Annotated in this window: 22 protein-coding genes; 14 read left to right on the top strand and 8 right to left on the bottom strand. The window is 72.2% G+C overall.

The window, feature by feature from the left end:
• Positions 1 to 242: 242 nt before the first annotated feature.
• Entirely contained in the window at positions 243 to 614 is a 372-nt protein-coding gene (locus tag VF746_27815; GenBank protein ID HEX8696257.1) for a hypothetical protein, read from the bottom strand.
• A 145-nt stretch (positions 615 to 759) separates the two neighbouring features.
• On the opposite strand from VF746_27815, the gene VF746_27810 reads away from it, so the two are divergent.
• Positions 760 to 1,950, top strand: a complete 1,191-nt coding sequence (locus VF746_27810; protein ID HEX8696256.1) for a DUF2911 domain-containing protein — start codon at positions 760 to 762, stop codon at positions 1,948 to 1,950.
• Positions 1,951 to 2,323: 373 nt separating this feature from the next.
• Positions 2,324 to 2,800: a type II toxin-antitoxin system VapC family toxin gene (locus VF746_27805; GenBank protein HEX8696255.1), complete on the top strand. Its 477-nt coding sequence runs from the start codon at positions 2,324 to 2,326 to the stop codon at positions 2,798 to 2,800.
• 73 nt (positions 2,801 to 2,873) lie between these two features.
• Here the strand turns inward: VF746_27805 and VF746_27800 are convergent, their stop codons facing one another.
• From VF746_27800 to VF746_27790, 3 genes are all read right to left on the bottom strand, one after another.
• On the bottom strand, positions 2,874 to 4,109 hold the full coding sequence (locus VF746_27800; GenBank protein ID HEX8696254.1) for an MFS transporter: 1,236 nt from the start codon (positions 4,107 to 4,109) through the stop codon (positions 2,874 to 2,876).
• Between the two features lie 260 nt (positions 4,110 to 4,369).
• Positions 4,370 to 5,995, bottom strand: coding sequence for a M14 family metallopeptidase (locus VF746_27795; protein HEX8696253.1), 1,626 nt, complete (start codon positions 5,993 to 5,995; stop codon positions 4,370 to 4,372).
• A 129-nt stretch (positions 5,996 to 6,124) separates the two neighbouring features.
• Positions 6,125 to 6,964 (bottom strand): DUF4344 domain-containing metallopeptidase, encoded by an 840-nt coding sequence (locus tag VF746_27790; protein ID HEX8696252.1) that lies wholly within the window; start codon positions 6,962 to 6,964, stop codon positions 6,125 to 6,127.
• Between the two features lie 185 nt (positions 6,965 to 7,149).
• On the opposite strand from VF746_27790, the gene VF746_27785 reads away from it, so the two are divergent.
• From VF746_27785 to VF746_27775, 3 genes are all read left to right on the top strand, one after another.
• Positions 7,150 to 7,602: an Rrf2 family transcriptional regulator gene (locus tag VF746_27785; GenBank protein ID HEX8696251.1), complete on the top strand. Its 453-nt coding sequence runs from the start codon at positions 7,150 to 7,152 to the stop codon at positions 7,600 to 7,602.
• Positions 7,603 to 7,720: 118 nt separating this feature from the next.
• Positions 7,721 to 8,362: an NAD(P)-dependent oxidoreductase gene (locus tag VF746_27780; GenBank protein HEX8696250.1), complete on the top strand. Its 642-nt coding sequence runs from the start codon at positions 7,721 to 7,723 to the stop codon at positions 8,360 to 8,362.
• 87 nt (positions 8,363 to 8,449) lie between these two features.
• Positions 8,450 to 8,980 carry a VOC family protein gene (locus VF746_27775; protein HEX8696249.1) on the top strand — a complete coding sequence of 177 codons (531 nt, stop codon included), beginning with the start codon at positions 8,450 to 8,452 and terminating at the stop codon, positions 8,978 to 8,980.
• Between the two features lie 118 nt (positions 8,981 to 9,098).
• Here the strand turns inward: VF746_27775 and VF746_27770 are convergent, their stop codons facing one another.
• Positions 9,099 to 10,760, bottom strand: coding sequence for an O-antigen ligase family protein (locus tag VF746_27770; protein ID HEX8696248.1), 1,662 nt, complete (start codon positions 10,758 to 10,760; stop codon positions 9,099 to 9,101).
• 359 nt (positions 10,761 to 11,119) lie between these two features.
• Between VF746_27770 and VF746_27765 the strand changes: the two genes are divergently transcribed.
• From VF746_27765 to VF746_27735, 7 genes are all read left to right on the top strand, one after another.
• The gene (locus tag VF746_27765) at positions 11,120 to 11,932 is read left to right on the top strand and encodes an FtsX-like permease family protein (GenBank protein HEX8696247.1); all 813 of its coding nucleotides are present in this window, start codon (positions 11,120 to 11,122) and stop codon (positions 11,930 to 11,932) included.
• Positions 11,929 to 13,107: an FtsX-like permease family protein gene (locus VF746_27760; GenBank protein HEX8696246.1), complete on the top strand. Its 1,179-nt coding sequence runs from the start codon at positions 11,929 to 11,931 to the stop codon at positions 13,105 to 13,107. The genes VF746_27765 and VF746_27760 overlap by 4 nt, the downstream gene beginning before the upstream one ends.
• A gap of 136 nt (positions 13,108 to 13,243) precedes the next feature.
• On the top strand, positions 13,244 to 13,990 hold the full coding sequence (locus VF746_27755; GenBank protein HEX8696245.1) for an ABC transporter ATP-binding protein: 747 nt from the start codon (positions 13,244 to 13,246) through the stop codon (positions 13,988 to 13,990).
• A complete protein-coding gene (locus VF746_27750; GenBank protein HEX8696244.1) occupies positions 13,987 to 15,405 on the top strand; it encodes a hypothetical protein in 1,419 nt (472 codons plus the stop codon). Before VF746_27755 ends, VF746_27750 begins: the two co-directional genes overlap by 4 nt.
• Positions 15,406 to 15,534: 129 nt before the next feature.
• Positions 15,535 to 15,867, top strand: a complete 333-nt coding sequence (locus VF746_27745; GenBank protein ID HEX8696243.1) for a hypothetical protein — start codon at positions 15,535 to 15,537, stop codon at positions 15,865 to 15,867.
• A complete protein-coding gene (locus VF746_27740; GenBank protein HEX8696242.1) occupies positions 15,864 to 16,307 on the top strand; it encodes a hypothetical protein in 444 nt (147 codons plus the stop codon). Before VF746_27745 ends, VF746_27740 begins: the two co-directional genes overlap by 4 nt.
• A gap of 265 nt (positions 16,308 to 16,572) precedes the next feature.
• Entirely contained in the window at positions 16,573 to 16,767 is a 195-nt protein-coding gene (locus tag VF746_27735; protein HEX8696241.1) for a hypothetical protein, read from the top strand.
• Positions 16,768 to 16,868: 101 nt separating this feature from the next.
• Here the strand turns inward: VF746_27735 and VF746_27730 are convergent, their stop codons facing one another.
• From VF746_27730 to VF746_27720, 3 genes are all read right to left on the bottom strand, one after another.
• Positions 16,869 to 17,417 carry a YIP1 family protein gene (locus VF746_27730; GenBank protein ID HEX8696240.1) on the bottom strand — a complete coding sequence of 183 codons (549 nt, stop codon included), beginning with the start codon at positions 17,415 to 17,417 and terminating at the stop codon, positions 16,869 to 16,871.
• A gap of 163 nt (positions 17,418 to 17,580) precedes the next feature.
• Entirely contained in the window at positions 17,581 to 19,410 is a 1,830-nt protein-coding gene (locus tag VF746_27725) for an SWIM zinc finger family protein (GenBank protein ID HEX8696239.1), read from the bottom strand.
• Between the two features lie 454 nt (positions 19,411 to 19,864).
• Complete coding sequence (locus VF746_27720) at positions 19,865 to 21,178, bottom strand: DUF445 domain-containing protein (protein HEX8696238.1); 1,314 nt, start codon at positions 21,176 to 21,178, stop codon at positions 19,865 to 19,867.
• 265 nt (positions 21,179 to 21,443) lie between these two features.
• Here VF746_27720 and VF746_27715 point away from each other — a divergent pair, with 265 nt between their 5' ends.
• Together VF746_27715 and VF746_27710 are read left to right on the top strand one after the other, a co-directional pair.
• Positions 21,444 to 22,274 (top strand): alpha/beta hydrolase-fold protein, encoded by an 831-nt coding sequence (locus tag VF746_27715; GenBank protein HEX8696237.1) that lies wholly within the window; start codon positions 21,444 to 21,446, stop codon positions 22,272 to 22,274.
• A 584-nt stretch (positions 22,275 to 22,858) separates the two neighbouring features.
• Positions 22,859 to 24,193, top strand: coding sequence for a hypothetical protein (locus tag VF746_27710; protein HEX8696236.1), 1,335 nt, complete (start codon positions 22,859 to 22,861; stop codon positions 24,191 to 24,193).
• Positions 24,194 to 24,293: the final 100 nt, after the last annotated feature.

The following is a 24,293-nucleotide window of genomic DNA, read 5'->3' as shown; positions in this document are numbered from 1 at the left end:
GAACAGATTGGGAATCACACAGAGGACACAGAGAACACGGAGGAACTGAAGACGCGATTGAAGTTTCTCTGTGTTCTCTGTGTCCTCTGTGTGAGGCTTTATCAGAAAGCTGTACCCGAACGATGCTCTGCAAAGTGGTATAAGAAGTACGAAAGTACGAGAGTACGGAAGAACATCGGGGGCGAGGGTGCGGCCATGCACCTTCGCTCCCGATGTCGTTCGTACTTCCGTACTCTCGTACTTCAGTCCCTCCCCAGCGGCGTGACGTGCACGGACGGCGGGGTGGTGCGGTCGCCCTCGGGGCCGAAGGTGACCAGGTAATGGTAGCCGGCGCCGTCGAGCGCCTGGACCTCGGCGGCGGTGATGCCGAGCGGGCCGCTGCCCCCCACCACGCGGATCGGGCGGCCGGCCTCCTGCTCGCGCGCGGTGAAGAGCTGCGCCATGTAGAGCGCCCCCGGCGAGCCCTGCCCCAGCAGCCGGTGCGACGTCTCCTCGATGAACGCGCTCAGCGGGTCCATCACCCCGTCGGGGCCCGTGGGCTGCCCGTTCTCCGTCCGGCACAGCGTCGCCTTCGTCTGTCCGGCTTCCGTGAACTCGATCAGCGCGTACGCCATCCGCCGTCATCCCCCGAAGTTCCGAGCTCGCGTACCTCCCGCGCCTCGCCGCCCGATGCGAATCTTGTGCACGGACGCACTCAGCGCGACTTTACGTCTCCCGATCGGCGAAAAAGGACCACCCATTCGGACGGGATTGCTGCCCATGAGCATTCGCAACGTCAGGATCGCCGCCGCGCTGGCGCTGGCGACGGTCGCCGGCGCCTGGCTCCCGGCCGGGGTCGATGGCGGGCCGGGCGATCTGCCACCGCAGGAAGAGGCCGGCGCGTTCGTGGTCGTGCTCGGCCGCGACACGCTGGCCGTCGAGCGCTACACCCGCACCGCCGACCGGCTGAGCGGCACCGTGGTGTCGCGCTCGCCGCGCACGGCCGTGCGCACGTACGTGGCCGCGCTCCGGCCCGACGGGTCGATCTCGCGCCTGGAGGTCACCACCACCGCGCCCGGCGGCGGCCAGCCGCCCACCGTGATCACCACCGAGTTCACCGCCGACAGCGCCATCACCACGGTGCAGCGCGGCGACAGCACGCGCCGGGTGCCCCTGGCGGCCACCGGCTTCGTGGTGCCGCTGGTGAGCTTCTCGCACGCCATCTACGAGCAGGCGCTGATGCGCGCCCGCGCCGCCGGGGCGGACAGCGTGGTGGGCACGCTGGTGCCCCCGGGGAACACGACCACCTACCCCGTCACGCTGCGGCTCGGCGCCGACTCGGGGCAGATCTCCAACCTCGCCGGCCTGCAGCGGGTGGCGGTGGACGCGCGCGGGCGGCTGCTGGGGCTCAACGGGATGGAGAGCACGCAGAAGTTCATCGTCACCCGCGTGCCCAGCGTGGACGTGGAGCGGATGACCGCCGAGTTCGCCCGCCGCGACGCCGCGGGGCAGGGGGTGGGGCCGCTCTCGCCGCGCGACTCGGCGGTGGCCGACCTGGGCGGCGCGCACCTGGCGGTGGACTACGGGCGCCCCTTCAAGCGCGGCCGCACCATCATGGGCGAGGTGGTGCCGTGGGGCCAGGTGTGGCGCACGGGCGCCAACGCGGCCACCGGCTTCACCACCACGCGCGACCTGGAGATCGGCGGTGTGACGGTGCCCGCCGGCTCGTACACGCTGTGGACGCTCCCCTCGCAGGAGGGGTGGAAGCTGATCGTCAACAGGCAGACGGGGCAGTGGGGGACGGAGTACAGCCAGGAGCAGGACCTGGCCCGCATCGACATGCAGACGCGCCGCCTGGCCACGCCCGTGGAGCAGTTCACCATCCGCCTCGAGCCCACGGGCGCCAGCGCCGCCGTCCTGCGCCTGGCCTGGGACGACACGGAAGCCTTCGTCCCGATCCGGGTGAAGTAAGCCGTTCGCCTGCCGATCTCCAGAGGACGCCGGTCGCGCAACGAGTGCGGCCGGCGCCTTCTTCTTGATATCTGAGCGCCGATTCGGCCATCAGTCGGACCAGTTTTCGCAGCCAGGTTGACTGCTCCGGAAGGGTGAATTATCGTCCAGAGTGTGAGGAATGAATTTCGGACGCCAGGAGGATCCCTGTGTCGGCTCACCCACAAACGGATCTGCCCGACCTCTCGGACGAGGAGGCGAGAAAGCGCTTTCACGATGAATTGCGCGCGGCCGGGATCACGCCGGCGACGGAGCGGGGGCCTCGGCTGGGCAGGGTGGCGGTGCGTAAGCCATCCCGGCTCCTCGGCTATCTACGCGCGATCCTGCGGATTCGGTGATCTTTCTCGATTCGAGCGCCCTGGCGAAGGCGTACGTGGAAGAGGAAGGGACGGATACCGTTCACGGCGTGCTTACGCGCATGTCCGATTATCTGTTCGTATCCGACTTCGTTGCGCTGGAAGTCCTGGTTGTTCTGCGCAATCAACTGAGGCATGGTCCCAAGTCGCGGTATCAGAAAGCTCTTTCGGAATTCGCCAGTGACTATCCGGGTCTTTTCAATCTCGTAGACGTAGACGAGACAACTCGCCGGAGGGCCAAGTCCCTCACCCTTGAAAAGATCGAGTCGAAGGCGCGGGCCATGGATGTGCTCCACGTCGCGAGCGCTCTCAAGCTTCAGAAGGCGTTCCCGGCACAAGAAGTCACTGTGGCCAGTTCAGATCGTGACCTCTTGGATCTGGCTCGTTCGGTTGGGCTCGGAACCTTCGATCCGCGTATCGAGCCGTTGGCTGCGCTGCCGAAGCGACCGCCCTGACAGAAGCCAGGGTAAACGAGGGCGCCGGCCGCATTCCCGCGGCCGGCGCCCTCGTGCGTGCCTGTGGCGACGGTCAGTCGCCCGCGGCGACGGCGACCTTGGGCTCCTTGCGGGCCTCGCCGGGCTCGATGCCGAAGGTGAGGAAGAGGGTGCCCGCCACCAGTAGCGCGCTCACCCAGAAGGGGAAGCCCGTCCCGGCGCGCTCGAAGAGGAAGCCCGCCAGCACGGGGAAGAACACCCGCGCCGCCCCGCCGAAGCTCTGCTGCACCCCCATCATCACCCCCCGCTCGCGCGGGTCGATCACCTGCGACAGGAGCCCGGTGACGCACGGGAAGGTGAAGGCGGTGCCGAGCGGGATCAGCGCGATCACCAGCCCCAGCAGCACGATGCGCGGCTCCACCTCCCACCCGAAGAGCGGGAGCGTCCAGCCGGGGTGGAAGCGCCAGGTGAACGGCACCAGGGCCAGGCCCGCCAGCAGCAGCGCCTGCCCGAAGCGCGCCAGCCGCGCCTCGCCGAAGCGGTCCAGCATCTTCCCCAGCACCACGGCCCGCGCCAGCACCGAGACGGCGCCGTTCCAGGTGAACACCCAGCCCACGGTGTGCTCGGTGACCCCGAAGTGGGCCTTGAGGAAGAGCGCCAGGACGGCCGTGAAGCCGAACAGGGCCCCCATGCCGATGGCGTAGATCCAGATGAGCCGGGGGGCGGCCTCGCCCGGGTGCGTGAGCACGTGCATCACCGCTTCGCGGGGGCGGACCGTGGGCCGGGCCGGGCCGTCGTCGTGCGGCGCGGGCTGACGCGACTCGCGCAGGTAGAGGAAGGCGAAGGCGATGTTCCCCAGGCAGAGCACGGCGGCGAGCAGCCCCGGAGCCCTGGGGCCCAGCGCCAGGCTCGACGAGCCGAGCACGGGCCCGATCATCACGCCCAGGTTGGTGGCCGCCGACAGCCAGCCGAGCGCCTTCGCCCGGTCCTTCCCCTCCACCGAGTCCACCACGTACGCCTGGATCACGCCCACCGTCCCCCCGCCCGCGCCCTGCACCAGCCGGGAGAGGAGCAGCAGCCAGAGCGAGTCGGCGTAGGCGAACACCACGTACGCCATGGCCGCCGCCGACAGCCCCACGAGCAGGGCGGGGCGGCGGCCGTAGCGGTCGGAGAAGCGCCCCCAGAGCGGCGCCGACAGGAGCTGCGCCAGCGAGAACGACGACACCAGGAGGCCGACCACCAGGCCGCCCCCGCCCAGCCGGGTGGCGACGAACGGGAGCAGGGGGACCACCATCAGGAGGCCCACCATGTCCACGAACGCCGTGACCATCAGGACCGCGAGCTTGCCCAGGGACCGCTCCGTCGGGTTGAAGGGTGGACGGGGCGCGGTGGAGGCGCGCCGGGGTCGACGAATCTACGCTGCGTCGAGGCTTCGCGCGCGGGCCGGCCGGAATGCGTCACCCGGCGCGGACTCTACCCCCGGTGATGGAGGCCGTCAGGCATCTGCTCGACAGGCCGTCCACCAGCGTGGTCGAGTAGATCCCTGGGGTTGCTCCCGCTCCCCTCGGGATGACAACGGTTTGGTCGAGGTCAGTCGCGTGGCGCAGTGGCGGGGACACGCAGGACCGGGTAGGCGTTGGCGCCCTCCAGCGCGCGGTCCAGCAGCCCCCAGGCGGCGAAGCCGTCGTCGGAGCGCGGCTCCAGCAGCGTGAACGCCAGGCGGCCGAGCGGCTGGTTCGCCGGCACCCGCAGCGTCCCCGCGGGGACCGTGCGCTCCACCCGCTGCCAGCGGCCGTGTAGCGTGCGCTCGCGGTGCCCCTCCGACGCCTGCGCGGCCGTGGACGCCGAGTCGATCCGGAACTCCTCCACCGCCATCACCGCCTCGCGCGCGAGGGGCTCCATGCGGACGCCGTGCGCCCGCAGGCGGTCGATCACGGTGCCGAGCGACGGCGGGACGAGCCACGCGTCGGGCACGCGCTCGGTCTCGGACGGCTCGTACGCGGTGAACTCGGGCATCCGCTCGGGGCGGCGCACGTCCTTCCGGCGCAGCATCGGCTCGCCGGTGTAGGGGTTGCGCTCCTCGTCCACCTCGCCCATCAGGATCGTCGCCGGGCCGGTGCGCACGAGCCGCGCGCGCACGGCCAGCTCGCGCCCGCGCAGGTCCTGCCCGTCGGCGGCGGCGGCGGCGCGGCGGATGGCGCCGGCGTGCGCGGCGGCGTAGTCCAGCACCTCTTCCACGAAGCCCTGCTGCACCTCGATCCGCGCGCGGAAGGTGAGGTAGGCGTACGTCTCGCTCAGGATGCCGAAGCGGTTGCGCAGGCCCCAGTAGTGGTTGCTGAAGCGCGGGCGGTGGTCGTAGGTGTACCAGCCGCGCTCCGACCCGCGCGGCGCCGCCCACGGGCTCTCGGCGGTGGGGACGTTGCCGTAGTGGTAGAAGTCCCACCCGTGCGCCCGCTTCGCCTGCTCGGTGACCCACGGCAGCCAGCGCCCGCGCACCATCGCGGCGAGTGACGGGTCGGTGTTGGGGTGCAGGGGCGGCGCGTACGTCAGCTGGTACGCGTGGTAGGTGCCGTTGGTGGTGTGCAGGTCCAGCAGCACGTGCGGGTCGTACGCCTGCAGGAGCAGCGCGTGCGAGCGGGCCTCGGGGGTGTCGAGCTTGGTGAAGTCGCGGTTGATGTTCAGGTCCTGCGCGTTGTTGCGCGTCCCCATCCCGGCCACGGGGCCGTGCTGGTGCGGCCGGTTGGTGAGCGCCACGCGCTCGTTGCCGTCAGGGTTGAAGATCGGCGCCACCAGCAGCACCAGCGAGTCGAGCCAGGCCGCGTGCCGCCCGGCCGCCACCTCGCGCAGCAGGTTCTGCAGCGCCTCCTTCCCCTCCACCTCGCCGGCGTGGATGTCGCCCTGGAGGTAGACCACCGTCTTCCCGCTCGCCCGCACGGCCGCGGGCGAGGCGTCGCGCACGCGGCCCACCACCGCCAGCGGGAGCGGCCGCCCCTGGAAGCTGTAGCCGAAGGTGGTCAGGTGGATGAGCGGCGATGCGCGGTCGGCGGCTTCCAGGAACGCGACCACGTCGTCGTAGCGGCTCGTCTCGCGGAAGTCCGTCCGCTCGGCGCGCGTGCGCAGCGCGGCGGCGTCGCCCTGTGCGGCGGCGCGCGGCGCCAGCGCGAGCGCGGCGGCGCCGAGGAGCGGGAGGAAGGTCGGGCGCGGTCGTCGGCTCATCGTCGGGTGCGGCGGAATCGGGCGAGGATCGATGTCGCGACAACGTAGCCGAATCGGCGGGCGGGGCAACGGCGGGAGGGGCGAACGGCGGGATGCGAATGCGGACGGGTGGCCCGTGGGGCCGCCCGTCTACCCCCGCAGGTAGGGGCCCAGGAGCGCGTCCCAGGCGCGGACGGCCCGGTCGTACTCGGCGGGGCAGCGCTCGGCGCGCTCCTGGGGGAGGGTGCCGTCGCCCACCCAGCCGGCGTAGAACTGGGGATTCTGGCCGTAGATCAGGCAGACGACGTTGTAGAAGCGCTGCAGGCTGAGCGCGTGCTCGTCGGCGAAGACCAGCTCGTCCACCTCCTCGCCGTCGTCGGGGAGGCCGCGCACGCCGTTGACGGCCGCCGCCTCGCCCTCCTCGGTGCCGTCGATCAGGACCAGCGCCGCGAGCTGGTCCACCGCGTCCTCTTCGCGCCCGGTGACCGGCAGCTCCAGCACGTGCACCAGCGCGTGCCCCACCTCGTGCAGCGTGGTGAACACCAGCGCGTCGTCCACCGCCTGGTCGATGTCCTCCTCGTCGGCGAACACGCGGTCCAGGTCCTCGACCAGCTCGTAGCAGAGGACCACCGAGTCGGTCTCCTCGTCGTAGAAGGCGTTCGGCTCCTGGCACTCGGAGAAGCGCAGCGTCACGTTCCGCGGCAGCGCGATCCAGTCGTTGAGCCAGCTCGCGATCCCCTCCAGGAAACGCGCCCTGCGGAATTCCTCCTCCCATTTCGCGTAGACGGGCTCCCGCACCCGGTCGTACGCCACCACGAACCGGCCGGTGAGCCCCGCGGGCGCGGGGGCCGGGGGCGCGGCGGGGGGCGCCACGCGGCGGGCGGGCGGCCGCGCGTCCGCTCCTTCCGCGTGCTCCCCGCACGAGGCGAGCAGCCCCGCCGCCAGGAGCGGCAGCGCGCACGCGAGCACCTTCACGAAACCGAATCGCATCGACAAGAACCGCGGCCCCTGGAAACATCTGTGAGACAACGAGATGGATCGCACGCAGCGAAATCTACACGCACCCACGGTCCCGGCGGAAGCGTCGGCACCGGAGTCGGGCCGAAGCGGCGATGAGGGGTTGCATGAGCTACGATATGTTACTATATTGGTTACACACTCGGGAGCATCGAACGATGACCATCAGCAGCCGCTTCGCCGTCGCCGTGCACATCCTCACCCTGCTCGAAGAGAGCCGGGGGGAGCCGGTCACGTCGGAGCGGATCGCGGGGAGCGTGAACACCAACCCCGCGGTGGTGCGGCGGATCCTGTCGATGCTGGCCCGGGCGGGGCTGACGCGCTCGCAGCTGGGGACGGGCGGCGGGGCGCTCCTGGCGCGGCACGCGGCGGAGATCACGCTGCTGGAGGTGTACCGCGCCGTGGAAGAGGGCGAGCTGTTCGCCATGCACCACGAGCGCCCGAACCCCAACTGCCCCGTGGGGCGCAACATCCAGGCGGCGCTCGAGGAGACCGTCGACGCGGCGCAGGCGGCGCTCGAGGCCGAGCTGGCCCGGCGCACGGTCGCCGACGTGCGGGGTCGGGTAGCCGAGCACGTGCAGCAGGAGGAAGCCGCCGCCGGACGATGCTGATTTTCCGTATCTATATATGTATCAGAGTTGGTTACACGGTAACAGACTTACGCTGGACGGGGATCGGCTGACCGGGCCGGCACCTGGCACTCAAACCCAGACGAGAGGAAGCAACAACATGAAGATCACCATCTTCGGCGCCCACGGCACCATCGGCCGGCGCATCACGCGCGAGGCGCTTTCCCGCGGGCACCAGGTCACCGCCGTAGCGCGCGACCCGTCGCGCGTCACGGACCTGGACGGGGTCGACGTGGTGCAGGGCGACGCGCAGGACGCGGCGAGCGTCGCCGCCGCCGCGCGCGGGCACGACGCGGTGGTCAACTCCACCGGCCCGGCCCACGACGCGCCGGACCCCGCCACGTACCCGGCCGTGGCCCGCGGCCTGATCGAGGGGCTGAAGCAGGCGGGCGTGAAGCGGCTGGTGATCGTGGGCGGCGCGGGGAGCCTGGAGGTGGCCCCCGGCGTGCAGCTGGTGGACACCCCCGAGTTCCCGGCGGCGTGGCGCGGGATCGCGCTCGGGACCCGCGACGCGCTGGAGGTCTACCGCAAGGAGGCGGATGGGCTGGACTGGACGTACGTGAGCCCCGCCGCGCTCATCGAGCCCGGCGAGCGCACCGGCCGCTACCGCGCCGGCGGCGACCAGCTCCTCGTCGACGAGGTGGGCAACAGCTACATCTCGGCCGAGGACTACGCCGTGGCGCTGCTGGACGAGCTGGAGAACCCGAAGAACCCGCGCCGCCGCATGACGGTGGCCTACTGATCGCGGGAGAAAACGGCGCGGGCGCCCCGGCCGCATCGGCGGCCGGCGGCCGCCCGGAGCCCGGCCCCCGGAATGGAGGATCGAACGATGACCGAGACCACCACCGGCACCACGGCCGGCGCCACCGGCTTCCAGCCGATCGACCCCGGCGTCGGCATCGGGCACGTGCACCTGAAGGTGTCGGACCTGGAGCGCGCGCTCGGCTTCTACCGCGACGTGCTGGGCTTCGAGCTGACGCAGCGCTACGGCGAGCAGGCCGCCTTCGTGTCCGCGGGCGGCTACCACCACCACATCGGGCTGAACACCTGGGAGAGCGAGGGCGGCTCGCCCCCGCCGCGGGGGAGCACGGGGCTGTACCACGTGGCCATCCGCTACCCCACGCGCGCCGCGCTGGCCGACGCGCTGCGGCGCCTGGCCCGCGCCGGCATCCGCCTGGACGGCGCCAGCGACCACGGCGTGAGCGAGGCGCTCTACCTGCGCGACCCCGACGACAACGGGATCGAGCTGTACTGGGACCGCCCGCGCGAGCAGTGGCCGCGCACCCCCAGCGGCGAGCTGGCCATGGTCACGCGCCACCTCGACCTGCGCGGCCTGCTGAAGGAGCTGCCGGAGGAGTGAGTCGGGTAGTGGGCGGCTGAAGCCGCGGCAACAACGGCAGAAAGCCTCGCAAACTGCGCGAGGCTTCAACCGCATCCCACACGCGGTTCCGTCGCGCGAGGCGCCGAGGTGAGGGGTCTTACTCTGCGCGCGGACAGCGCCGCGCCAGCGCCTTCGCCGCCGCGGCTTCCGGGTACAGCTCGTGCGCGGCGTTCGCGTGCGGGCAGCGCCGGTCGCGCGAGCGGTAGGCGCGCGCCAGGCGCAGGTGGATGCGGTAGCTGCCGGGGTCCAGTCGAGATGCCCGCTCCAGCGCTTCCGTCGACCCCGAGCTCGCGAAGACCGCCATCGCCGCGAGCTGGCCGGCGCTCTTCGCCGCGAAGGCGCCGGCGACGGCCAGCAGCGCCAGCATCCCCAGCCCGCGCTTCGCCGCCCCCATCGGCACGTCCCACCGCCCCTGCTCGCCCGAGGAGAGCACGCCGATCGCCGCCCACATCAGCAGCGACGGCAGCGCCAGCATCAGCACGGCGTCGAACGCGCCCACCACGGCCGTCCCCGTCAGCATCGCCAGCAGCCCCAGCGCGAAGAGCCCCTCGTCGGGGTCGCGCGCGGCGCGCATCCGCCGCCACGCCGTCCCCACCATCCCCGCGAACGCCAGCGCCAGCAGCACGAACGCCGGCAGCCCGCGCTCGCCCAGGAACGCCACCCAGTCGCTGCTGGGCCAGGGGTTGGACGTCATCCCCCCCTGCCGCTGGTCGAGCGACGGGTCGTTCGCCTTCGCGTGGCGCGGGTAGGCGACGGACCAGTTGCCCGGGCCGACGCCCAGCAGCGGGTGCCGCACCGCCATCCCCAGCGTGTTCCGGTACTGGATCAGCCGGCCGCGGCCGCTCCCCTCGCGGTAGTTGACCACCCCGCGCGCCGTCTCGGCGTACGGGTTGTCGCTCTTCCAGCGCAGCGTGTTCGGCAGCAGGAGCGCCGCCGCCACCCCGCCGCCCGCGAACACCAGCAGCACCAGCAGCCGCAGCCAGCTCCGCAGGTGGCGGCGCACCGGGGGCACCAGCAGCCAGCCGACCAGCAGCACCCCCATCACCGCGATCACCGCCAGCCAGGCCGCCCGCGAGCGCGTGAGCACCAGCGTGGCGCTGAGCGCCGCCATCCCGAGGCCGCCCAGCAGCACCCCCGCCAGGCGCCACGCCCGGAGCGCGCAGACCAGGACTACGGGGAGGCCGAACGCGCAGAGGTGCGCCACGAAGTTGCGGTTCCCCAGCGTCCCCCCCGGCGAGCGGTTCAGGCTGAAGAAGTCGGTCCGCACCCCGTACGCCTGCGCGAGCGACATCGCCGCCCCGAGCACCACCGCGGCGGCGAGGGCGACCAGGAGCGGACGCGCCAGCCCCGCGCGCCCCAGCGAGCGCGCCACCCAGAACACCGTCACGCCCGAGAAGCTGATGGCCAGCGCGCGCACCCCCGCCCACGGGTTCTGCGCCAGCGCGGCCGAGACGGCCCCGAGCGCCAGGAACCCCGCCAGCAGCAGGTCGATCATCGACACCGACGCCCGCCGCGCCGCCCCCAGGCACAGCACGCCCGCCACGAGCGCCGTCAGGTGCAGCGCCAGCTCCTTCGGCACGAAGAAGCGGTCCAGCTCGAACACCTTGTACGTCGCCGCCGCGAGCACCACGAGCACCGCGCCCGCCTGGAGCGCGCGCAGGGCCAGGCGCTGCGCGGGGCTCCCGGCGTCCGGGCGTCCGCGTGCGTCGGCGCGCGCGAGGCGGCCCGAGCGGGCGGTGCGTGTGGCGGAAGCTTGCATCGAGGTCGGGGAGACGGGTGGGCGTCGGGAGAAGAGGTAGCGCGAGAGGCGGGGTCTGTCCAGAGGATCGGTCACCATGGGAAGAACCCGATCCAACCCCCCTCCACCGCGCAGCGGGGGAGGGGGCCTCCCCGCGTCGCGCACAGTACCGACCCGCCAGCCCCAGCCCAGAGGGCGGGTGTCGAGAACTTCGGTCCGGATCTCGCCGGGCCCTCCTCGGCAACGCTGGATGTCCGGCCCTGGACGTATAGGGTTTGTCCAAGATAGATTCACGACGTTCGTGAGGCTGGTCCGAAGGCTGGAGGCTGCCCTGGATCACTCTCGCACTTTCGCACTCTCGCACTTCGCACCGTGTGGTCATGATCGCCGCCCTCGCCGTCGCCGCCGCGCTCGCGCAGGCGCCCGGCCCGCTCCCTCAGGTGCTGGTCGAGCGGCGCTTGGCCGAGTCCGTGCCGCTCGCCGTGGGCGACACCGTGCGCGTGCGCTCGCTGGCCGCGCGGGACGCGCCGCGGCCGTTCGTGGTGGCCGGCGTCTTCGAGCGCGAGGCGGACCCCAACCGCATCGCACGCAACGAGTACGAGGTGCGCTTCCACCTCCCCGACCTGCAGGCGCTCACCGGCAAGGCCGACCGCGTGGACCGCTTCGCCGTGGCGCTGGCCCCCGGCGCCCGCGCCGACTCGGCCGCGCGCTGGATCGAGGGGATCGCCTTCGGCACGCGCGCCTACGGGAGCGCCGCGCTGGCCCGCGAGACCAGCGCCACCTTCGCCGTGGTCTCGCGCTTCCACGACGCCATCGGCGTGGTCACCATCCTGGCGAGCGCCATCTTCCTCCTCTGCGTGATGGTGATCCGCGTGGACGAGCGCCGCCGCGACGTGTCGATGCTGCGGCTGATCGGCATCAGCCGCCGCACCGTCTTCCGCGCCATCGTGATCGAGGCGGTGCTCATCGCGATCGCGGGCAGCGCGGCCGGCGCGGGGCTGGGGCTCGTGTCGGCGCGCCTGGTCAACGCGCACTACGCCCGCGTCTACGACACCACGCTCCGCTTCGCGCTGGTCACGCCGCGCATCGTGCTCCTGGCGGCGCTGCTGGGGCTGGCGCTGGGAGTGGCCGCCGGCGCGCTGGCCGCCTGGCGCGTGGTCACCGTGCCGCCGCAGAAGCTGGGGGAGCGGTGATCGTCGCCGCCTCGCTCCGCGCCCTCTTCCGCCGCCGCGGCCGCACGCTGCTGGCGCTGGCGGGGATCGCCGTCTCGGCCGCGCTGCTGATCGACATGACCATGCTCGCCTCGGGGCTCACCGTCTCCTTCGGCGAGGTGCTGGGGATGACGGGCTACAGCATGCGCGTCACCCCGAAGGGCACGCTCCCCTTCGACAGCGAGGCCGGGATCCCCGACGGCGAGGAGGTGGGCCGCCGCATCGCCGCCGTCCCGGGGGTGCGCTCGGTGGCGGCGGTGCTCGGCGCCCAGCTCCGCGTGGCGGAGGGCGACAGCGCCGGCCCGCCGCTCTTCACCGTCGGCATCGACCCGCGCGCGCAGTTCCTCTACCGCGTGGTGGAGGGGCGCGAGCCCGGGCGCGGCGAGGTGGTCGTGAGCGAACCGCTGGCGCGCGACGAGGGGCTGTCGGTGGGAGACTCGATCACGCTGGCGGGCGACCTGGACGTCTCGCTCGGCCGGGCGCGCGAGACGCGGATGTACCGCGTGGCCGGCTTCGGTGACTTCGTCTTCGACTACGAGGGCCAGCACTCGCTGGCGCTGCACATCGACGACGTGCGGGCGGCCACGGGGCGCGCGGGCGAGGTCTCGCTCTTCGGCGTGGCCGCGGCCGAGGGGGTGGACGAGGATTCGCTCGCGCGCCGCATCACCGCCGCCGTCCCCGAGGTCTCCACCTACTCCACCCGCGAGCTGATGGTGGAGATGGACCGCCGGCTCAGCTACTTCAGGCAGCTCGCGGCGATCCTGGGGAGCGTGTCGATGGTGGTCACCGCGCTCCTGGTGGCCACCATCGTGACCATCGGCGTGCGCGAGCGCTTCGGCGAGATCGCCACGCTCCGGGCCATCGGCGTGGCGGGGCGGCGCATCCTGCTGGCCGTGGTGGCCGAGGGGCTGGCGCTGGCGGCGCTGGGGTGCCTGGCGGGGCTGCCGCTGGGGCTGTGGATGGCGGGGCGGCTGGACCGGATCCTCCTCTCCTTCCCCGGCATCCCCGCGCGGATGACCTTCTTCGCCTGGGAGGCCGGGCGCGTGGGCCTGGCCGTGGGCCTGGTGATCGCCATCGGCGCCCTCGCCGGCTGCGTCCCCGGCCTGGGCGCCGTCCGCGCCTCCCTCGCCCAGGCCCTGCGCGAGGAGGCGGAGTGATTCGATCGGTAGAGAAAACCTCGGCCCCGATACGATGTCATCCCGAGGGGCGCGGTAGCGACCCGAGGGATCTACTCGCCCCCGCTGGTGGGCCGCTCCCGGCGCAATCGCCTGTGAGCACGAGATGAGAGATGGAATGACTGAGACACGTTCGGGAATAACAGAAGAGCAGATGACGGTGCCGGACGACGCATCCGCCGGTATGCGCCGCGTGATCGAGGCCCGCGGGATCGTGAAGGAGTACCCGTACGGGGGCGACGCCGTGCGCGCGCTGCGCGGCGTGGACCTGGACGTGGACGCGGGGGAGATGGTGGCCGTGGTGGGCCCGTCCGGCTGCGGGAAGAGCTCGCTGCTGAACGTGCTGGCGGGGATCGACCCGCCCACCGCGGGCGAGGTGAGGCTCCTCGGCGAGCCGCTCTACGCGCTCGGCGAGCGGGCGCGCTCGGCGCTCCGGCTCCGGCGGCTGGGCTTCATCTTCCAGCGCTTCCACCTGCTGGCCGTGCTCAGCGCCGCCGAGAACGTGGAGCTGCCGATGGCCGAAGCGGGCGTGCCCAGGCCGGAGCGGCGGCGGCGCGCGCGCGAGCTGCTGGAGTACGTGGGGCTGGGGCACCGGCTGGAGCACCGCCCGCCGCACCTCTCCGGCGGCGAGCAGCAGCGGGTCGCCATCGCCCGCGCGCTGGCCAACCGCCCCGAGGTGCTCTTCGCCGACGAGCCCACCGGCGAGCTGGACCGCCGCACCGGCGAGGAGGTGATCTCCCTCTTCGCCCGCCTGAACGCCGACGGCACCACCATGGTGATCGTCACCCACGACCCCGACGTCGCCCGCCACGCCGGCCGCGTGGTGGAGATGGCCGACGGGCTGGTGGTGAGCGCCGGCCGATGATCGCGCGCCTGGTCTGGGCCGAGCTGCGCAACCGCCCCGGGCGCGCCGCCTTCCTCCTGGCCGGCTACGCCCTGGGTGTGGCCACGATGGTGGTGCTGCTCGCCGTGGGCGAGGCGATGCTCCTGCAGGCGCGCGACAAGGAGCTTGTGGGCGGCGGTGACGTGGTGGTGGTCCCCTCCGGCGTGAGCGCCGAGATGCTCAAGGCCGGCGGCGTCGCCTCGCTGTTCATCGGGATCGACCACGCGCGCTTCGTCCACCGCAACGTGCTGGAGTCGCCCCGCGCCCGCGACGAGCTGGGCATCGCCGCCGCCAGCCCGCTGATCGACGGCGCGAGCGTGGAGCTGTTCGCCGGCGGCCGCCGCTGGCCGAGCGTCGCCACGGGCGAGATCCCCTCGCGCGCCCGCGCGGCCGGCGCCGCGGCCGCCCTCCTCTCCGGCCGCTGGGCCGACTCCGAGGCCGACCGCCGCTGGACCTCGCCCACGCCGGACGAGCTCTTCCGCGAGATCGACCACTTCCACCGTCCGGCCGGCGCGGCGCTCGACTCCACCTGGGCCGAGTGGCACTACTTCAACGTGGTGCTCGACGAGCGCCGCTGGCTCTACGTGACGCTGATGGTGGGCGGCCTGGTGGGCGTCCCCGGCCGCTGGGGCGGGCGCGTGCTGATCACCGTGCGCGAGCCCGGCGGCACGCACCGCTCGCTGGAGCGCGACGTCACGGGCGACCAGGTCCGCTTCGACACCGCCTCGCCGGACCTGAGCTTCGGCGGCGGCGCGTTCGTGCGCTTCGAGGGAGATGCGTACCGCGTGCGCGGCGACGCGGGCGGGGTGCGGGTGGACCTCCGCGTGCGGCCGTCACCGCGCCGCTACTTCCCCCCCACCGACATCGGCGGGTCCGCGCTGGTCTCCGGCTACGTGGCCCCCGCGCTGTACGCCACCGCCGAGGGCACCGTCTGCCTCCCCCGCTGCGAGGCGGTGCGCGGCGCGCAGGCGTACCACGACCACAACTGGGGCGTCTGGCGCGACGTCTCGTGGGAGTGGGGCTCCGCCTCGGACGCCGGCCTCTCGCTCCTCTACGGCGTCGTCCGCGGCGACTCCACGGCCGCGGAGGGGCTCTTCGCGTACCTGGTGGACGGGCGCGGCGTGCGCGGCGTCTACCGCCCCGGCCCGATCGAGTTCGCCGAGATGCGCCCGCAGCGCGCCGGCGCCGCGACGGTCTCCGTCCCCCGCCGCTTCACCTTCGCGGACCGCCGCAGGGGGCTCGAGGTGACGGTGGACGTCGCCGCCGCGCACGTGACGGACATGCGCCGCCCCCGCCGCCGCTGGTTCGTGCAGATGCGCGGCGTGGCCACCATCGAGGAAGGCGGCCGGGTGATCGGCCGCGCCCCCGGCTTCTTCGAGACCTACGTGGACCGGTGAGGGCGCGCAGAGGAGAAGATCCTGCCGGGAGTCGCTTGCGGGATCTTCGGGCCGTGATTAGCTTGTAAGGTCCGTACGGTTTGCGGCCAGATTCACTTCGTACGGCAGGAACCTCCGCCTTCTGGATCGATGGCCACGAAGCAGCCCAAGGTGCCCGCGAACGGCCCCGAGCCCACCAACGGCAGCGCTCCCAGGCGTCGCAGCACCCACGTGCGCATCGTCCCCGTCGACGGCCGTTTCGCCGTGCGCGTGGGCCGCCGCACCGAGGCGGTTTTCGACACGGAGGGTGAGGCCTACGAGGCGGCCAACCCCCTGGCGCGGAAGCTCTCGGCGAGGCTGTTCCGGGCCGATGCCGACGGCCGGCCGCGCCGTGAATTGTCCACGTCCGAAACGGACGAGTTGTTCTTCAAGTTCTTGAAGAAGGTGCGTGCACGTCGGGAGGCCGAGGGGCGCCTGGATTGACATCGACTCCTGTCACGTTCGACACGAACGTCCTGGCCAAGCTTTCAGGCAAGAACTATCCTCGCAGCTCTCTCCTGTCCGCGGTGGTGCTCCAGGAGCTCACCGCGGGTGCATCCGACGCGGCGGAGATTCGTGCCTGGGACGCCTTCCGCAAGCAGTACGAGGCTGAAGGCAAGCTCCTCGTCCCCAACGGCGAAGACTGGTGGATGGCCGGGAAGATCCTCAACTCCCTCTACCGCGGCCTCAGGTCGCGCCGCGTCGGCCATACGAGCGCCATCCCGAAAGAAGAGCAGCAGCGGCTCCTGCGTGACGTGCTGATCGCGCGGACCGCGAAGCGTGCCAACGCCACCGTCGTGACCGAGAACCTCCGCGACTTCGAGAAGATCCGTCGCTTCTGCGACGTGAGCGTCTCCACGCCCGCCGAGTACTTCGGGCCCTGATCTTCCCGCCGGTCCCTGAAACCTCGCCCCCGCCGTCAGACGTATCACCCTCCGGGACGTTATTTCCAGGAGAGGTTGTAACGGAACGCTGTCCCCTCGCGGGGGCAACTGTCCCATCGCTGGAACACGCGGGCTCGGGCCGTGCCGGGAAAACCCGTTGAAACGCAAAGCATTTGCGCGGATTCAGCGGCGATGAGCCAAGCGGCACGGCCAATGCCTTTGACCGGCCCGGCACCGGGGTACGGTGCCGGAAAGGAAGGACCCTATGGAGCTTGCACGTCGGTTCGTCGAGGAGTGCCCGACCGGGTTCGCGGCCTACGTCGCGCTGCAGTGCGCGCTCATGCGGCGCTACCTGGCGCGCGGCGGCACCACGGAGGACTTCTGCCTCCGCCTGGCGCCCGCGTTCCACCGGAAGTACGCTCCCCTGCTGCTGGAGAGGCCGCGCCCGAACGGCCTCTGAGCCAACACGAAGCCGCCCGGCGGGACTTCCCGCCGGGCGGCTTCGCTTGCCCATCTTCGGCATCACCTCACGCTCGGCACCGTTCCCGCCTCCGTCACCGGTCAGAGGCCGAAGGCCGCGCCGATGGCCGCACCCGTGAGGGCCACGCCGGCGACGATCATGGCGATGATGATGCCGACGACGATCATGACGAGCCAGCTGATCAGCGCGGTGAGCACCGCCTTCCCCGTGTCGATGTCGAGCGCCTGGCGGATGGCGACCACGCCGGTAACCAGCATCCAGATCTTCACCACGATCGCCACCAGCGGCCCCAGGATCGGGATGAAGCCGAGGATGTAGAGCACCCCGGGGCTCATGGCGAAGCCCAGCGTGCGCAGCAGCTCGCCGATGGTGGCCGTTCCCCTGAAGAGCCCGGTGCCGATCGCATAGGTGAGCGCCGCCCAGATCACCCACCCGATGAAGGCGCTGATCACCGCGCCGATGATTCCCTTGCCCCCATTGCCCGCCGCGCCGATGGCGGAGCAGATGGCGACGATGGCGACGACCAGGGCGGCCTGGCCGGTCGCGGTGGTGTCCGCTTCCACCTCCTCGTAAACCGACACGTCCAGCATGGCGGCGCCGATCATCCGTTCGGTCAGCGAGCGAGCCATTCGATACTCCTTGTGGATGTGGGGGGAGGCGAATCGGGACTCGGAGCCGGGCGGTGCCCGGGCGTGGGTACTACGGGTGGACGGGGACCAGGTTTCGCGGTCCCAAGCTAACGGCGGGCCCACATGGGAGCGAGGATTTTCGCGCGGGGAGGGAGATGGCAGTCTAGGTGGGCCGGGCCAGCGACTCGAGGATCGGCCGGAGCCGGTGCTTCTTCTGGTGGCGGGCGAGGAGCCGCGCCAGGTACTCGCTCCACTCGCGCTCGCGGCCGGCGGCGGCGTACGCCCGCCTGGCGCGGCGCAGCCAGCGGGCCGCGGCGCCGTAGGCGCCGGACTGCCCCGCGTCCATGATCGCCTCCGCGTGCCCGCGGCAGAGGGGGATCACGCGCGCGGGGAGGCGCTCGGCGCAGGCGTCCGCCACGCGGCCCACCAGCTCGTAGTCGCGGCTCTCCTCCACCGCGTCGAGCGCGTCGGCGAAGCGCTCCTCGTGCAGCAGGACGTCCACCACGCCCGGCCAGGGGCGGCGCGGCCCCGCACGGAGCTGCTCCAGCATCCGCTCGCGCAGCGCCGGCCATTCGCGCCCCGCCGCGCGCCGCAGCGCCTGCCAGGCGGCGAGGTCGGGCGCGGCGGCGAAGGCGTGCTCCGCGGCCCTGAGCTCCAGCGCGGGGCGGCCGGCCTCGCGGGCGCGGTCGCGCACCCAGGCGGCCAGCGGCGCGGCGTCTTTCGCGCCCGGGTCCGCGAGCGCCCGCTCGCCCAGCTGCAGCGCGCGCTCCGCCTCGCCCTCGGCCCACAGGCGGCGCGCCAGGGCCAGCGTCTCGGCGTGCGAGGCGGGGTGCTCCAGGGCGAGGGCCAGCGCCTCGTCCACGCGGCCCCCGGCGAGCAGCAGGTCGGCGGCGCGCCCGTGCAGCCCCTCGGCCAGCGCCAGGCGGAGCGCGTCTTCGCGGCGCCCGGAGCGCTCCAGCACCTCCAGGCGGATCTCCGCCAGGTCGCGCCACGACCAGCCGTGCTCGTCGTCGCCGGCGTCCTCGTCCGCCCGTGGGTCCTCGCCACCGTCCGCCGCCTCGCGCGGGGCGACGGGCTCGCCGGCGAGGGCGCGGGCCACGCGCGGCGCCTCCCATCCTTCCTCGGCGGCGGCGACGGCCAGGTCGAACGAGTCGACGCCGTGCCTGCGCGCCTCGGCGCTCCACTCCTGCAGCCGGTCGGCCAGGACGCGGCGCCCCTCGGGGGTGAGGGGGGCGGTGAGCACGGACTCGGCCCAGGCGGAGGCCAGGGTCCAGAACACCGCCCCCAGCTCGCCGTCGGAGTCGTCCAGCCGGGTCCAGCCGGCGACGTACTCGGCGGTGAGCGCCTCCAGCATGGCCAGGGAGGCGGCGCACTCCCCGCCGCGCGCGCAGTCGAGCGCTTCGCCGACCACCTCCTCCACCGCGCTGGCGAGCTCGCCCGCGTGCCGGCGCGTCTCGGGCGGGTCCAGGTGGTCGAGCGAGTGCAGGATGCGGCGCACGCGGCGGCGGGTGGCCCGGCGCACGGCGTCCACCGACTCGCGCCCTCCCCCGGGCTCGCGGCAGCGTGCGGCGTAGGCGCGCACGCGGTCGTAGCCGTCGGGGTCCTCGCCGGCCCACTGGGCCACGAACGCGCGGAGCTGCTCCGCGGTGAGCGGCGCCAGCAGGGTCTCCAGCGCGGGCTCCTCGCTCACCGCCTCGGGCTCCCGCTCGGCGCGCAGCAGGGCGGCGACCACGTGCTTGCACCAGCCGTCGCCCTCCTCCATGAACGGGCAGGTGCAGGCGGCCCGCACCTCGCCGCGGCGGCCGACGGTGACGGTGACGCGGTACGGCGCCGCCTCGCTCCCGGCGACCTCGGCCAGGAGCGCCCCGCCGCGGCGGCTGAGCGACAGCACCGCCCCGCGCCGGCAGTACTCGTCGCCGCGCCGGAAGACGCCGTCGCCGACGCGCCGGCGGACCTCGCTCTCGGTGGGTAGCTGGATTTCCTGTGTTTGCAACGACATTCGCTCCGAAAGTGCACGGAGCGTACATCTTAACACATGGAGGCGGGTTTGGGGAGGGGTGGGGAAGTGCGTGAGTGCGTGAGTGCGTGAGTGCGTGAGTGCGTGAGTGCGGGCCGCTTCGACTGGCGCCCGCGCGGGGCCCTCACCCGCCGCCTTAGAGCGGCAACCCTCTCCCAACTTCGGGAGAGGGTGGACTTTACGCCTGCAGGGGGATGCCGTTGCGTGAGGGATGCGCGCCCGGAGGGCCTGGACGCCGCCGCCACAGGGGTATCGTGGCGGCGGTGGCCCGGCGCGGTTGGGCACGGTCGTATCGTGCCCTACCGTGCGCGCAGCCCGGCCCGGAGCGCAGCGGAGGGACACGCCCAAAACCCAAGTGCGTTAGTGCGTGAGTGCGGAAGTGCGTAACAGCTCGGATACCCAACGCACTCACGCACTCACGCACTTCTTTTCATCCCGCGAAGAACTGCGAGATCGCGTAGATCAAGAGCCCCGCCAGGCCGCCCACCAGCGTGCCGTTGATGCGGATGAACTGCAGGTCCTTGCCGATCTGCAGCTCGATCTTGCGGGTGGTGTCCTCGGGGTCCCACGCCTGGACGGTGCTGGAGATCAGCTCGGCCACCTCGCCGCGGTACTGCTCCACGAAGTAGAGCACCGCGCCCTCGATCCACCCGTCGATCTTGGCCAGCAGCTCCTCGTCCTCGCGCAGCGACTCGGCGAAGCGGTTGACGGTGTGGGCGATGCGACCGCGGAACTCCGAGCCGGGGTCGGCGGCGTGGCGCAGCACCGAGGCCTTGAGGTCCGTCCACAGCGAGGCCGAGTAGCCGCGCACCGCCGGGTGCTCCAGCACCTCCTCCTTGATGTGCTCGCCGCGCTCGATCAGCTCGGGCGAGCTCTTCAGCCGCTCGATGAACTCGGCCACCGCCTCGTTGAAGCGCGCCCGCAGCGGGTGGTTGGGGTCGCTCGCCACCTCGTCGAGCGTGTGGTCCACGCCGTTGATGATCTTCTGGTAGATCTTCTCGTCGATCGGCGAGGGGACCCACCAGGGCAGCTCGGCGCGGATGCGCTGGCGCAGGGCGTCGCGGTTCTCGTCCACCAGCCGGTCGATCAGGCGCAGCGCGGCGTTCAAGAGCTCCTGGTGCCGGTTCTCGGCGGTCACCAGCGACAGCACGTTCCCCATCAGCGGGGCCACCTGGGTCTCGCGGACGCGGCGGACCACCGTGTCCTCGATCACCTCCTGCACCTCCTCGTCGCGCAGCACCTGCATCACGCCGCTCACGGCGGCGGCGGCGTGCCTGCCCACCACCTCGGCGTGCGCGGGGTCGCTCAGCCAGTCGGCCAGCTTGCGGGCGATCTGCGCGTGCTTCAGCCGCATGCTGATCACCGGCGGCGACAGGAAGTTGTTCTGCACGAAGCTGCCCAGGCTCCTGCCGATGCGGTCCTTGCGGTTGGGGACGATGGCCGTGTGGGGGATCTTGATCCCCATCGGGTAGCGGAAGAGGGCGGTGACGGCGAACCAGTCGGCCAGCCCGCCCACCATGGCGGCCTCGGCGGTGGCGCGCAGGTAGCCGAACCCCGGCCAGCGCACCTCCAGGATGCGGGCGATCACGTTGACCACGGCGGCCGCCACCAGCAGCCCCGTGGCGCGGAACTTCATCTTCTCCAGCGCCTCGCGCTTCAGCTCCTCGTCCTTGATCGGCTGGAGCTTGAGGGTGCCCGCCTGCGGCACCGGCGCGTGCGTGGTCTCGGTCAGGACCTTCGACATTCCCCGTCCAGGCTGGTGAGCGTGGCGAACCCCGCATCCGCCGTGGAGGATGCGTGCCACGGCGGCGCGGGACAATACCGCGAGGGCCGGGGGAAAGATTCGGCGCGGGGGAGGAGGAGATGGGGAAAGTGCGTGAGTGCGTCAGTACTTGAGTCGCTCGTCTGGGGTGCACCTGCGCACTACGGGTTGCCGGCGACCAGAGACGCGGCGCAGATTGATGCACCGGGTGAGTCACGGTCACGCTTCCGCGGGAGATGGATCGCCTATGAGGTCGCTCCTTTTCGCTTCTGTACTCTCCGTCTTCTCGGGCGCGGCGCTCCTCGCGCAGACCCGCGCGGCGGCTTCGGGCCCGTCGCCGCTGGTCATCGGCGAGACGTTCACCATCGATTCCAGGGTCCTGGGCGAGACGCGGCGCATCAACGTCTATGCGCCCGCGGTTTCGGCCGATTCCGTCCGCCTGCCCGTCCTCTACATGCCGGACGGCGGCATGGCGGAGGACTTCCTCCACATCGCCGGCCTGGTGCAGATCTCGGTGGCCAACGGAACCATGCGGCCGTTCCTGCTGGTCGGCATCGAGAACACCCAGCGCCGCCGCGACCTGACGGGGCCCACCGAGAACGAGGAAGACCGCAAGATTGCCCCGGTCGTCGGCGGGTCGGAGGCCTTCCGGCGCTTCATCCGCACCGAGCTGATGCCGGAGGTGAGGGCCCGCTACCGCACCACGGACGAGACGGCGATCGTGGGAGAGTCGCTGGCGGGCCTGTTCGTCGTGGAGACGTTCTTCCTCGAGCCCGACCTCTTCGACACCTACATCGCGTTCGATCCCAGCCTGTGGTGGAACGACCAGCGGCTGCTCGGCAGCGCGGCCCCGTCCCTCCGGGCCCGCCCCCGGCACGGCGAAAGGCTGTACCTGGCCAGCAGCAAGAACGAGATTGCGGCGCTCACCCAGCGCCTGGCGAGGGTGCTGGAGGAGAGCGGATTTCCCGGGGACCACCTGTTCTACCAGAGCCTGCCGAACGAAACCCACGCCACCATCTACCACCCCGCCGCGCTCCAGGCCTTCCGACAGCTCTTCAAGCCGCCGGCGCAGCCGTAGCAGCAGACGGTCCACCAGCCCGAGGGTGCTTCTGGTAGTCGTGGGCCCGCAGGCGCCACCTCGGCTCTCCTCGGCCGACCTCGGCTGCCGGCCCGTCAGACGGAAGCCAAGTTCCTATCCAGCCAGTATTCACTGAGAACCGCGTCGCGGCCAAGGTCGATTGACGCTCCGGTAGCGGACGGGAGTACCCTCGGAACATCAGTCGCACAGGCACACTCCCTGCGGCGTCGGAGCGAGCACGCGCCGAACGCCCTGGGTTCGATGCGCGAGTGTGTAGTTCCTAACAGGACTTCAGATCGTAGAATCGTCGTGGTGGGGCACCATGGGTGCTGCATCGCTGTCTGCCACGCTCCAGAGAACCCGCCGCACCATCCCGGCGCGGTGCGTCCGCCGCCGTCTGCCGCTCCAGACACGCCCGGCGGTTCGTTGCGCCCTGGCCCGGGCCCCGCCTCCCGCTCGCCATCGGCAGCCGTGCGACGCCGCTACCGGCGTGAGCGGGCGCCATGCTTTCCCATCAACGGCCGATGCGAGGCCCCGCGGCCGATCCGCGGGGTGGGTCCCAGATCACCAAGAGGGATGTAGCCATGTCCAGAGCGTTCCTCTCTCCCGTGCGGCTCTTCGCCGCGTCCATCGTGTTCGCCGCCGCCTGCACCGACCAGCCCGCCGCGCCGCCGCCCGACGGACCGCGGCCCCAGCAGGTCCGCCTGTCCGAGGGGACGCCCCCGCGGGACGTGAAGGTCGCCCCGATTGACGACGAGCTGCTGCGGGTGGCCGGCTCGGTGCCGGGGTTCGGCGGGATGTACTACGACCGGGCGGGGCGCCTCAACGTCTTCCTCACCGACACCACGCAGCGCGGGGCGGCCGCGGCGGCCATCGAGCCCGTCCTGGGCCCCCGCCAGCGCGGGGCGGCCCGCGACTTCCGCGTCCTGCGGGGGCGCTTCGGCTTCGCGGAGCTGAAGCAGTGGCGCTCGCGCCTGGACCCGGAGGTGCTGGGGATGCAGGGCGTCGTCTTCACCGACATCGACGAGGCCCGCAACCGGGTGGTGGTGGCCGTGGAGAACGCGCCGGTGCGGACTCGCGTGGCCGCGGCGCTCGCCCGGCTGGGGCTGCCGCGCGACGCGGTGCTCATCGAGGAGCGCGCGCCCGTGGTGCAGGTGCAGACGCTGCAGGACTTCTACCGGCCGCCGGTGGCCGGCCTGCAGATCGCGTGGAGCTTCAACCTCTGCACGCACGGGCCGGCGGCGGAGACGTACGTGCCGGGCCAGGGGTGGGACGGGATCTCGTACTTCATGACCAACTCGCACTGCACCGACGTGCAGGGCGGGGTGGAGAACACGCAGTACTACCAGCCGTCGGTGGCCGCCGGCAACCACATCGGCTTCGAGGTGCGCGACCCGCTGTACTTCACGGGCGGCAGCTGCCCGGCGGGCCTGCGCTGCCGGCACAGCGACGCCGCGCTGGTCCAGTACGACCAGGCGTGGCCCGGCGTCGACGCGTTCGGGGCCATCGCCCACACCCAGTTCTCGGGCCAGTTCTCCGGCTCGCTGACCTTCGGCTCGCCCCCCACGTTCACCATCTGGGGGTTCTGGAGCCCCACGCAGCCGTACATCAGCGCGCCGTACGTGGGCCAGACGCTGGAGAAGGTGGGGCGGACCACGGGCTGGACGGCCGGCCCGGTCACGAACACCTGCGTCAACACGAACGTGGGCGGCACGAACATCCACCTGTTCTGCCAGATGTTCGTGAACGCCGGTGTGGGCGGGGGCGACAGCGGCTCGCCCGTGTTCGCGAGCTTCGGGACGCTGAACCCGTACCTGTACGGGATCCTCTGGGGGAGCGCCGGCGGCACCAGCTTCGTGTTCAGCCCGCTCCCCAGCGTCGAGGCGGAGCTCGGCCGCTTCTACTACTGCTACTGCTGATTCGGTGAGAGGCGGTTCTGCCGCCGCGAAAAGCCGCCGCGGGACCGGACCGGTCCCGCGGCGGCGTGCGTCGGGAGTTGATTTTCGGGGAGTCCGGCCC

Origin of the sequence: Longimicrobium sp., assembly GCA_036389795.1 — a bacterium.
Taxonomy (GTDB): domain Bacteria; phylum Gemmatimonadota; class Gemmatimonadetes; order Longimicrobiales; family Longimicrobiaceae; genus Longimicrobium.
This window is presented reverse-complemented; position numbering and strand designations above follow the sequence as displayed.

Coding starts and splice junctions, on each gene's coding strand:
- VF746_27735 (HEX8696241.1), top strand. CDS start 16,573: ATGGAGCTTGCACGTCGGTTCGTCGAGGAGTGCCCGACCGGGTTCGCG.
- VF746_27810 (HEX8696256.1), top strand. CDS start 760: ATGAGCATTCGCAACGTCAGGATCGCCGCCGCGCTGGCGCTGGCGACG.
- VF746_27785 (HEX8696251.1), top strand. CDS start 7,150: ATGACCATCAGCAGCCGCTTCGCCGTCGCCGTGCACATCCTCACCCTG.
- VF746_27770 (HEX8696248.1), bottom strand. CDS start 10,760: ATGCAAGCTTCCGCCACACGCACCGCCCGCTCGGGCCGCCTCGCGCGC.
- VF746_27795 (HEX8696253.1), bottom strand. CDS start 5,995: ATGAGCCGACGACCGCGCCCGACCTTCCTCCCGCTCCTCGGCGCCGCC.
- VF746_27775 (HEX8696249.1), top strand. CDS start 8,450: ATGACCGAGACCACCACCGGCACCACGGCCGGCGCCACCGGCTTCCAG.
- VF746_27720 (HEX8696238.1), bottom strand. CDS start 21,178: ATGTCGAAGGTCCTGACCGAGACCACGCACGCGCCGGTGCCGCAGGCG.
- VF746_27745 (HEX8696243.1), top strand. CDS start 15,535: ATGGCCACGAAGCAGCCCAAGGTGCCCGCGAACGGCCCCGAGCCCACC.
- VF746_27710 (HEX8696236.1), top strand. CDS start 22,859: ATGTCCAGAGCGTTCCTCTCTCCCGTGCGGCTCTTCGCCGCGTCCATC.
- VF746_27750 (HEX8696244.1), top strand. CDS start 13,987: ATGATCGCGCGCCTGGTCTGGGCCGAGCTGCGCAACCGCCCCGGGCGC.
- VF746_27800 (HEX8696254.1), bottom strand. CDS start 4,109: ATGGTCACGGCGTTCGTGGACATGGTGGGCCTCCTGATGGTGGTCCCC.
- VF746_27790 (HEX8696252.1), bottom strand. CDS start 6,964: ATGCGATTCGGTTTCGTGAAGGTGCTCGCGTGCGCGCTGCCGCTCCTG.
- VF746_27815 (HEX8696257.1), bottom strand. CDS start 614: ATGGCGTACGCGCTGATCGAGTTCACGGAAGCCGGACAGACGAAGGCG.
- VF746_27765 (HEX8696247.1), top strand. CDS start 11,120: ATGATCGCCGCCCTCGCCGTCGCCGCCGCGCTCGCGCAGGCGCCCGGC.
- VF746_27730 (HEX8696240.1), bottom strand. CDS start 17,417: ATGGCTCGCTCGCTGACCGAACGGATGATCGGCGCCGCCATGCTGGAC.
- VF746_27780 (HEX8696250.1), top strand. CDS start 7,721: ATGAAGATCACCATCTTCGGCGCCCACGGCACCATCGGCCGGCGCATC.
- VF746_27755 (HEX8696245.1), top strand. CDS start 13,244: ATGACTGAGACACGTTCGGGAATAACAGAAGAGCAGATGACGGTGCCG.
- VF746_27715 (HEX8696237.1), top strand. CDS start 21,444: ATGAGGTCGCTCCTTTTCGCTTCTGTACTCTCCGTCTTCTCGGGCGCG.